The sequence below is a fragment of the Endozoicomonas sp. genome, from assembly GCF_031844845.1.
Taxonomy (GTDB): Bacteria; Pseudomonadota; Gammaproteobacteria; order Pseudomonadales; family Endozoicomonadaceae; genus Endozoicomonas.
The window spans coordinates 1-9,031 of sequence record NZ_JAVRMB020000405.1 but is presented as its reverse complement, the minus strand read 5'-3'; the positions used below and the strand labels follow the sequence as shown (position 1 = coordinate 9,031).

The following is a 9,031-nucleotide window of genomic DNA, read 5'->3' as shown; positions in this document are numbered from 1 at the left end:
GTCCATCTTCAAAACTCAGGTTTGGTTCGGCAAACAGTTTCTGGATGACTTCGACCAGTGCCGTTTTTTTCAGGTTGTATCTTTTGCCCCGTAGCGTCCACAGTGTTTCTACCAGAACCACGTCAGTGATTAACACTTTCCGGGAACCATTCATTAATCGGTTCGCTTTTGGTGATTGCTGCTCATCATCCCCAAGCAGATAACGCAGTAATATATTGGTATCAATAGCGATCATGATTCCATTCCGGTTTGTCGGGATGACTCTTCGCTAACCCGTGTATCGCTTTTTATATCTTTAAGAAATCCCTGTGCAGCCCCTTTGTTTTTTTTGATGATGGTGATGTGGCCGAAATTGTCCACATAACTTTCATACTCATCTCCGGGGGCAAGCCCGGCCTGTCGGCATTGTTCTGCTGGCAGGGTGATCTGGCGCTTTGGGCTGATCATTGGCATAAGACTTTGTCCTGTTGGTTGCTATCTTTACTTTTTATTTAAAAGTAAAGATAGCAGTCTGTTTGCCTGTGTCAAAACGTTACCGGTGTTTTTTGCAAGAGAGGTTACTGTTGCGCGGGGAGGTCACGAGTTGGCCCGGAAGCGAGCCAACCTGCTTAAAGGGTTTAAAAGCTACGGGCAACCGCAAAATCCGCAAGATCCGCCATGGCGCTGCGGTACTCACCTTCCGGAAGTCGACTCAGGCATCGCTTGGCTTTTGTCGCATACTCCCGGGCTTTGGCGGCAGTATATTGAATGCCTCCACCGCTGCGAACGGCTTCAGCAACCGCTTCAATATTATCCCGTCCACCTTGCTCAATAGCCTCCCGAATCAGTGTCTTCTGATCACTGGTGCCGTGCTTGAGTGTGTAAATCAGAGGCAGGGTAGGCTTGCCTTCTGCCAGGTCGTCACCCAGGTTTTTTCCCATGGCTTCAGCGTCACCATCATAGTCAAGAAGATCATCGATCAGCTGGAAGGCAGTGCCAAGATAGTTGCCGTAGCTGGCCATGTCGCTTTCCAGTTCCGGGCTGGCCTTGCTGAGTACCGCGGCTGTTTGGCTTGAGGCCTGGAACAGCATGGCCGTTTTGCAGCGAATAACTTCCATGTAGTCGGATTCGGTGGCATCAGCATTATGAATATTCATCAGCTGCATCACCTCACCTTCGGCAATGACATTGGTGGCATCTGCCAGGATATGGAGCAGCTTGAAGCTTTCCAGACCAATCATCATCTGGAATGCGCGGGAGTAGAGGAAATCACCAACCAGTACACTGGGGGCATTACCCCAGAGCGCATTGGCAGTATCCCGACCACGGCGTAAGTCTGATTGATCCACGACATCATCATGAAGAAGCGTGGCGGTGTGCAGGAATTCAATGATGGCCGCCAGGGGAACATGATTGTAGTCATTGTAACCACAGGCCCGTGCAGTCAGCAGTACAAGCAATGGGCGTAGCCGCTTGCCACCGGACTTAATGATGTATTCACCGATTTTACTGACCAGGGTAACGTCAGAGTGCAACTGCTCATGGATGCACTCGTTAACCCTGTTAAAGTCGTCGTGAACTGCGGTCTGAAAAGAAGCTTGTTGTCTATCCGGCATCTGGTTGCTTTGGTGGGGGGGAAATCAGGCATCGTATTTAGTGCTACAGCAACTGTCAATAGCCGCCTGCTTTGAAGGCACTTATACCGAGTCTCTACAGGATCCTTACTTATGTCTGTGAAAGGAGCTGCAGGCCTTTTAATCTCTTTTATTGATTAAGATGGGATAAAATGCCAACAGGTCTTGCCAGCGGGGCTGGACTTCCTTAAAATTTGCGCCCCTATCTGAGAATCCGGTGCGGTGTGCCGTTTTGTCATGGATTGCTGATACTGCTTTTTTCAGTGCTTGCTGTTTTTGGTAAGTCATCAGCTCATGAGGTGCCGCCCAGCCCCAAGAGCCTTGAGCTTTATGGGAAGTGGTTTTTAGATAGATACAAATTCCGCCATGCCTTTCCAGGGCCGGCGGATGCCTTTGACAAAGAGGCTCTCAGGATTTTCGGAGATTAAAGTATGTACGCAGTTATCAAAACTGGTGGTAAGCAGTACCGTGTGACCGAAGGAGAATTCCTGAAGGTTGAGAAGCTGGACACTGCCGCTGGTGAAAGTCTGGACATCATCGACGTTCTGCTGATCGCCAATGGCGAAGAGCTGACAGTTGGTGCTCCAGTGATTGAAGGCGCTAAGGTTACTGCTGAAGTTGTCAGCCATGGCCGTGGTCCAAAAATCAAGATCATCAAGTTCAAGCGTCGTAAGCACCATCGTAAGCAGATGGGTCATCGTCAGTGGTTCACTGAGCTGAAGATCACCAGCATCGCTGGTTAATTATTGCTGATGGATCCGGTTCTCGGATCTGTTCAAGACTTCTAAGGACGGTCTCTGGTGTGGTAGCCGGTGGCAGGTCCGGGATAAAAGGAGAGCAAGATGGCTCACAAAAAAGCTGGTGGTAGTACTCGTAACGGTCGCGATTCAGAAAGCAAACGCCTTGGTGTCAAGATCTTTGGTGGTCAGGCTATCCAGGCGGGTGCCATTATCGTTCGTCAGCGTGGCACCAGGTTCCACGCTGGTGTTAACGTAGGCATCGGCAGGGATCACACGCTGTTCGCTAAAGCCGACGGTAAGGTCGTGTTTGAAGTGAAAGGTCCAAATAAGCGCAAGTATGTCAGCGTAGCCTCTGCATAATGGCGTTTGAGTCGTCAGTGGTTATCTGATGATTGCTGATGCTTTCATTTGCTGATGCTTTTATTTGCTGATGCTTTTATTTGCTGATGGCTCTTTCTGAAAGCCCCGCTATCGCGGGGCTTTTGTGTTTCTAAGTGTGTTATACCAGACAGTGCCTCCAGATGGGTTTTTCATTCAGAGAGTTTATCTGCAGGCATTGCAGATAGCTGGTATCACTGCAGTTGTTGTTGCAAGAGAGTTAGGCAATGAAGTTTGTAGATGAAGCGACAATCGCGGTTCAGGCGGGCAAGGGTGGTAATGGCGCTCTGAGTTTTCGTCGTGAGAAGTATATTGAAAGGGGTGGTCCCGACGGTGGTGACGGCGGTGACGGCGGTAGTGTTTATGTGGTCGCTGAAAATGATTTGAATACGCTGGTGGATTTTCGCTACCAGAAGCATTACCAGGCACAAAATGGCGGGGGAGGGCGTGGACGCAACTGTACCGGGGCTAAAGGTTCTGATATTGAACTGACCGTACCAGTAGGTACGACCGTTGTGGATAATGATACCGAAGAGGTTATCGGAGACCTGACTCACATTGGGCAGCGCATCAAAGTGGCTCAGGGTGGTTTTCATGGTTTGGGTAACACCCGCTATAAGTCCAGTGTGAATCGTGCGCCCAGACAGACCAGTCCGGGCTCTGAAGGTGAGTGCAGAGATTTGCGCCTGGAGCTTAAAGTGATTGCGGATGTGGGCCTGCTGGGCATGCCCAATGCTGGCAAGTCCACGTTTATTCGTGCGGTTTCTCAGGCTCGTCCCAAGGTTGCTGATTATCCATTTACCACTCTGGTTCCAAACCTGGGTGTTGTAGGGGTGGATCGTCATCGTGGTTTCGTGATTGCGGATATCCCCGGTCTGATCGAAGGCGCAGCACAAGGTGCGGGTCTCGGTATTCGCTTCCTGAAGCATTTGGCCCGTTGTCGTATCCTGCTGCACCTCGTTGATGTGGCACCTTATGATGAAACGGATCCGGCTGAATCTGCCAAAGCGATTATTCGTGAGCTGGAGCAGTTCAGTGGAACGTTGGCTGCCCGTGATCGCTGGCTGGTGTTAAATAAGGTGGATCTGCTGCCAGAAGAGCAGCGTGAGGCGGTGTGTCAGCATATCATCAAAGAACTGAACTGGACTGGGCCGGTTTACCAGACGGCGGCTATCTCCAAACAGGGTACTGATATTCTTTGTCAGAATATTATGAACTTTATTGAAGAGCGTGCTGAGGCAGAGAGTTTTGATGCAACTCTGGCTCAGCAGGAGGAAGAGCGTCTGACTCGAATGGAAGCTGAGGCTCGTGCCAGAATGCGGGAGCTGGCAGTAGAACGTCGGGCTCGCTGGGCTGCGAAAAAAGCCGCTGATAAAGAAAAAAGCGACGACGATGATGATGACGATCATGATGTTGAGGTGCTTTACGCGCCATGAGTAAACGCAATCGGTTACGGACAGCCCGGCGCTGGGTAATCAAAATTGGCAGTGCGCTTTTGACCAATGAAGGGCAGGGGCTTGATCTCAGTCGTATGGATGGCTGGGTAACCCAGATGTGTCAGCTGCGTGATCAGGGAGTGGAAGTGGTGCTGGTCTCCTCCGGTGCCGTCGCAGCTGGTATGGAGAAACTGGGCTGGATGGAGCGGCCAACGGCGCTTCATCAGTTGCAGGCGGCTGCGGCTGTAGGTCAGGCTCGTCTGGTTCAGGCCTGGGAAGCCAGTTTTCAGAAGTATGGAGTGCAGCCTGCACAGGTACTTCTAACCCATGATGACCATAGTAATCGCCGGCGCTATCTCAATGCCCGAAGCACCCTGAAGACCTTGTTGGAAATGGGGGTGGTTCCGGTTATTAATGAGAATGATACCGTCGTTACCGACGAACTCCGTTTTGGTGATAACGATACGCTTGCAGCCCTGGTTGCTAATCAGGTAGAAGCGGATTTTCTGGTGATTCTCACGGATCAGGATGGTCTGTTTACGGCAGATCCAAGAACCAATCCCGATGCCAGACTGATTCATGAAATGCATGCCCGGGATGAGTCTCTGGATGCCATGGCCGGCGGAGGCAGTGGTCGTCTTGGTCGGGGGGGAATGCAAACCAAATTGCGTGCTTCCCGTCAGGCGGCGGCCTCCGGTGCAGCTACCGTTATTGTGGGTGGTCGGACAGATAATGTGATTACCCGTATCTTTGAAGGTGAAGAGCTGGGTACTCTGTTGCTTCCGGAGCGGGAGCCCATGGCTGCCCGTAAACAGTGGTTGCAGGGGCATCTCAAGACAGCAGGCGAGCTGGTACTGGATGCCGGTGCAGTCCGCGTACTGAAAGAACAGGGTAAGAGCCTGTTGCCGGTAGGTGTTAAAGCGCTGAGCGGTAACTTTCAGCGTGGCGAGATGGTGACCTGTCTGGATGAAAAGGGTAACGAAGTGGCCCGGGGGTTGATCAATTATGGCGTCAGCGAAGCTGAACGTATTATTGGTCAGCCCAGTCATCAGATAAAGGCGTTGCTGGGGTATCAGCGTGAGCCTGAGCTGTTGCACCGGGATAATATGGTGCTCACTTCCTGACTTCCTCTGGAAGCAGGCATAAAAAAACCGGCATCAGCCGGTTTTTTTATGTACAGGAATGTACTGTATCCTGAAAATGCACGACTGCATGGATGCAGAAGGTAGAGTAACGCAGGAGCAGTTACCGAGGAGCAATTTTCAGGGGATGCGCTCAGGATATTCACCCTGATGCCAGGAAAGACTCAGGCGGTAGCCAGAGCTTTAACCTGAGCGTTCAGGCGGCTCTTATGACGAGCAGCCTTGTTCTTGTGGATGATGCCTTTGTCAGCCATACGGTCGATAATCGGCACAGCTGCAGTGAGGGCAGCCTGTGCAGCTTCAACGTCTTTGCCATCAACTGCTTTGATCACTTTTTTGATGGAAGTACGAATCATAGAACGCAGGCTGGCGTTATGCTGACGACGGTTTTCAGCCTGACGGGCGCGCTTCTTAGCAGAAGGAGAGTTAGCCATTTCGGTGCTCCGGGAAAATCAATTTCGTTTGGGTTGTTTCAGGGCGGCTTAGGGGCACCCTGCATGGAATAGGTTGTTTGCCGCAGTTACTGGCAACGTCCCGGGTAAGACATTGTCAGCCCATATCCCACTTTCATTCAGCTCGGGCTGTCATTCAGCTCAAGTTGTCATTCATTTAGCGCAAGGCTATTTTAGTCGCGGAACTATGCCGACTTAGCGAGTACTTGTCAATAAGGCATACTGCCTTCGGGGCTTTGAATCTACAGGATTGAGGCGCTTTTTATTTGCCCCCTGTTGCCAGTAATTTGTCTGCCGTGGTCAACTCATTTTCAGAAATATCGTGGGCAATGGCTATAACCTTGGATATGATAATCTGTTGATTCTTATATTGTTGATTAAATCCTGAAATGAGTGATTCCGATAACAGTCCGCCATCCAGTCAGCCCGAACAGAAAAAGTCCGGATTGATGAGGTCCAGCCTGGTGGTGGGAATGATGACCATGCTCTCACGAGTACTGGGTCTGGCCAGGGACGTGGTGGTTGCTGGCTACTTTGGTTCTACCGATTCGGCTGATGCATTCTTTGTAGCGTTTAAAATCCCGAATTTTCTGCGGCGCCTTTTCGCAGAAGGGGCGTTTTCCCAGGCTTTTGTTCCCGTATTGTCAGAATACCGAACCCAGCGGAGCTTTGGTGATGTCCGGGAGCTGGTCAGCCGGGTAAGCGGAACGTTGGCAGGCACGCTGATGCTGGTGACGGTGGTTGGCGTTTTAGCAGCACCCTTGCTGGTCAGGTTATTTGCCCCCGGTTTTATCAGTGAACCGGAAAAACTGGCTCTGGCCGGAGAGATGCTGCGTATTACCTTCCCCTACCTGTTGTTGATTTCTTTAACGGCACTGGCGGGATCGGTTCTTAATACTTATGGGCGTTTTGCGGTTCCTGCATTTACTCCGGTACTGCTTAATCTCAGTTTGATTGGTTCAACCCTGCTGCTCACGCCTTATTTTGATGAGCCGGTGATGGCATTAGCCTGGGGGGTGGCGATTGCGGGTATTTCTCAGCTGCTGTTGCAAGTCCCCTTTCTTCTGCAGATTCGTTTGCTGCCTGCACCCAGGTGGGGACCGAAGCACGAAGGAACCCGACGGATTATGACACTGATGATACCCGCACTGTTTGGTGTGTCAGTCAGTCAAATCAATCTGTTGCTGGACACGGTGCTGGCCTCGTTTCTACAAACGGGCAGCGTCTCCTGGCTTTACTACTCTGACCGATTGTCTGAGCTGCCACTGGGTGTTTTTGGTATTGCCATTGCCACCGTGATTCTGCCAAGCCTGTCAACCCGGCATGCTGAAGAGGAGGATGGGCACTTCTCAAGAACGCTGGATTGGGCAATCCGCCTGGTATTGTTGATTGGTATTCCTGCGGCGGTTGCCCTCTTTATTCTCGCAGGCCCGTTGATTGCCACGTTGTTTGATTATGGTGAAATGACTGACCGGGATGTTCTGATGGCCGCCATGAGCCTGAAAGCCTACTCTCTCGGGCTGATTGCTTTCATGTTGATCAAGGTACTGGCACCCGGCTATTTCGCCCGGCAGGATACCAGGACACCGGTGAAGATTGCCATCAAGGCGATGGCCGCCAATATGGTGTTTAACCTGATTCTGGTATTCCCCCTTCAGCATGCAGGGTTGGCGCTCGCTACCACGCTTTCGGCTTTCCTCAATGCCGGGTTGCTCTACCATGGGCTTAAAAAGTCAGAAGTCTACAAGCCTGCCACGGGCTGGTGGCTCTATTTTTCCAGACTCCTGTTAGCTAATCTGGCCATGGCAGCAACGCTGTTCTGGCTGGCTGCAGATATAGAGAAATGGCTGGCCTGGTCATTGCTGGAAAGGATTTCCCAGACGGGTATGCTGGTGATTTCTGGAATACTGGTTTATATCCTTGTGCTTTTGGTCAGTGGTGTCAGGCCAAGGCATTTCAGGCATTAACTGGACATCTGTTTCAGGGAGCGGTCTCAATTAGCCGGGCTCGTTCCCACGCACAGTAAGGTTATCGCGAAATTTTCATGACCTGACTCCCGTCTCTGACCTTTGCGACAACCTCTGGAGCATAGGGATAAGGTTTGAGGGTGCGCGATAGCTAAGTACCCGGGCGTTCCTGGTCTTATATCGTAGAACTCGCCTTAAGACGTTCTTGTGTCAGTTGCTCTTGAAGGTCTGTAAATTCTTTCATGATTCGCTCAAGTTGCTCATTGGCAGACTTCTGTGTTTCAGTGATGGAAGTATCCAGTTTCCATTCGGTCTTTGATTTTTTTACAAGTTTGGCAAATTCCTTATCATCGCTATCATTGTTATTTGTATTGCCACGGCTTGCATTTTTACTGTGTAAAGTTGTGCTTGTTCGGACAGGAGGTTGCAGTTGTTTAAAAATTTGGCTTACAGCAGAGAAAATATCTGACATGGCTGGAATATCCTGGAGTTTCAGTAGATGTTGTTGGACAGATTTTATTTCATCGTTAATAAAGCTAATCCGGTCACTAAGGAGCTGCCTTTCCTTTGGAAATATTAAGAACGTTCGAGTATCTTTACCTGTTTTTAGCATCATTTCCGGTAACGGATTACTAACAACGGTTTTGGCTTTATTCAGCGCTTTCTGGTAAAGAGATACACTGCTTAATGCGCGCTTAACAAGAGATTGGATTTTTTCAGGATCTGATGTTCGTCCAAGGTTAATAATGCTTCTTTTGCTGATTGGCTGCTCCGGATTTCTCATGTATAGCCAGTGGCGGTCGCGTTTTCCTATTGCGTTACCAAGTTCTTTCAGTATTTCAGTGCAAAAAACACCCATCGCATTGATGGCTTTAACAAAGAGTTCGCCCCGGGTGAATTCTTTTGAATATGCCTCACAGAGATCGTGGGCAATGTCACCATATACCCAGGCCTGCAGTTCAGGCTGGTCAGCGATCGTTTTAAATACGTCATCCAATTTCTCCAGCTCTGTTTTATAGTCGCTGGCCTCGAGCAGGTCCTTTTTGAAATTCTCTAGCAGCTCTTCTGTTTTGGTAATCAGAGCACTATGTTGTTTGATGACTTTCTGTCTGTCGGTTTGAGCCGGACTGATATTTTTCTGTGGACACTGATTCTCTATTATTGGCTTCTTTTTCAGTTGTTTCTCTTTTTCAGTTTTGTTTTTACGATCATGGCAGGCCTTCTCCGCTTGTTTTTTGATCACGTTCAATACGTTGGTGAAGAAGGCTTTGTCCAATTTCGCTTCATACTCCCTCTGTACCTG

Annotated in this window: 10 protein-coding genes; 5 read left to right on the top strand and 5 right to left on the bottom strand. The window is 50.1% G+C overall.

The features are described from left to right. The 3 genes from RM811_RS22455 to ispB all read right to left on the bottom strand — a co-directional run. A partial coding sequence (locus RM811_RS22455) for a PIN domain-containing protein (protein WP_402528702.1) occupies positions 1-235 on the bottom strand: 235 nt, incomplete at its 3' end. After that, positions 232-453: an AbrB/MazE/SpoVT family DNA-binding domain-containing protein gene (locus RM811_RS22450; RefSeq protein WP_402528700.1), complete on the bottom strand. Its 222-nt coding sequence runs from the start codon at positions 451-453 to the stop codon at positions 232-234. The genes RM811_RS22450 and RM811_RS22455, both read right to left, overlap by 4 nt. A gap of 164 nt (positions 454-617) precedes the next feature. Then, a complete protein-coding gene (gene ispB, locus RM811_RS22445) occupies positions 618-1,595 on the bottom strand; it encodes an octaprenyl diphosphate synthase (RefSeq protein ID WP_402528698.1) in 978 nt (325 codons plus the stop codon). A 449-nt stretch (positions 1,596-2,044) separates the two neighbouring features. On the opposite strand from ispB, the gene rplU reads away from it, so the two are divergent. From rplU to proB, 4 genes are all read left to right on the top strand, one after another. After that, positions 2,045-2,356: a 50S ribosomal protein L21 gene (rplU, locus tag RM811_RS22440; RefSeq protein ID WP_402528694.1), complete on the top strand. Its 312-nt coding sequence runs from the start codon at positions 2,045-2,047 to the stop codon at positions 2,354-2,356. A gap of 99 nt (positions 2,357-2,455) precedes the next feature. Next, positions 2,456-2,713, top strand: coding sequence for a 50S ribosomal protein L27 (gene rpmA, locus RM811_RS22435; RefSeq protein WP_402528691.1), 258 nt, complete (start codon positions 2,456-2,458; stop codon positions 2,711-2,713). A 245-nt stretch (positions 2,714-2,958) separates the two neighbouring features. Continuing rightward, the gene (cgtA, locus tag RM811_RS22430) at positions 2,959-4,167 is read left to right on the top strand and encodes an Obg family GTPase CgtA (RefSeq protein ID WP_402528689.1); all 1,209 of its coding nucleotides are present in this window, start codon (positions 2,959-2,961) and stop codon (positions 4,165-4,167) included. Then, a complete protein-coding gene (gene proB, locus RM811_RS22425; protein WP_402528686.1) occupies positions 4,164-5,291 on the top strand; it encodes a glutamate 5-kinase in 1,128 nt (375 codons plus the stop codon). The genes cgtA and proB overlap by 4 nt, the downstream gene beginning before the upstream one ends. 182 nt (positions 5,292-5,473) lie before the next feature. On the opposite strand, the gene rpsT is transcribed toward proB, so the two are convergent. Next, positions 5,474-5,743 carry a 30S ribosomal protein S20 gene (rpsT, locus tag RM811_RS22420; protein WP_402528683.1) on the bottom strand — a complete coding sequence of 90 codons (270 nt, stop codon included), beginning with the start codon at positions 5,741-5,743 and terminating at the stop codon, positions 5,474-5,476. A gap of 407 nt (positions 5,744-6,150) precedes the next feature. Between rpsT and murJ the strand changes: the two genes are divergently transcribed. Beyond that, positions 6,151-7,728: a murein biosynthesis integral membrane protein MurJ gene (murJ, locus tag RM811_RS22415; protein WP_402528680.1), complete on the top strand. Its 1,578-nt coding sequence runs from the start codon at positions 6,151-6,153 to the stop codon at positions 7,726-7,728. A gap of 175 nt (positions 7,729-7,903) precedes the next feature. Here murJ and RM811_RS22410 read toward each other — a convergent pair whose 3' ends face one another. Further along, positions 7,904-9,004: a hypothetical protein gene (locus RM811_RS22410; RefSeq protein WP_402528677.1), complete on the bottom strand. Its 1,101-nt coding sequence runs from the start codon at positions 9,002-9,004 to the stop codon at positions 7,904-7,906. Positions 9,005-9,031: the final 27 nt, after the last annotated feature.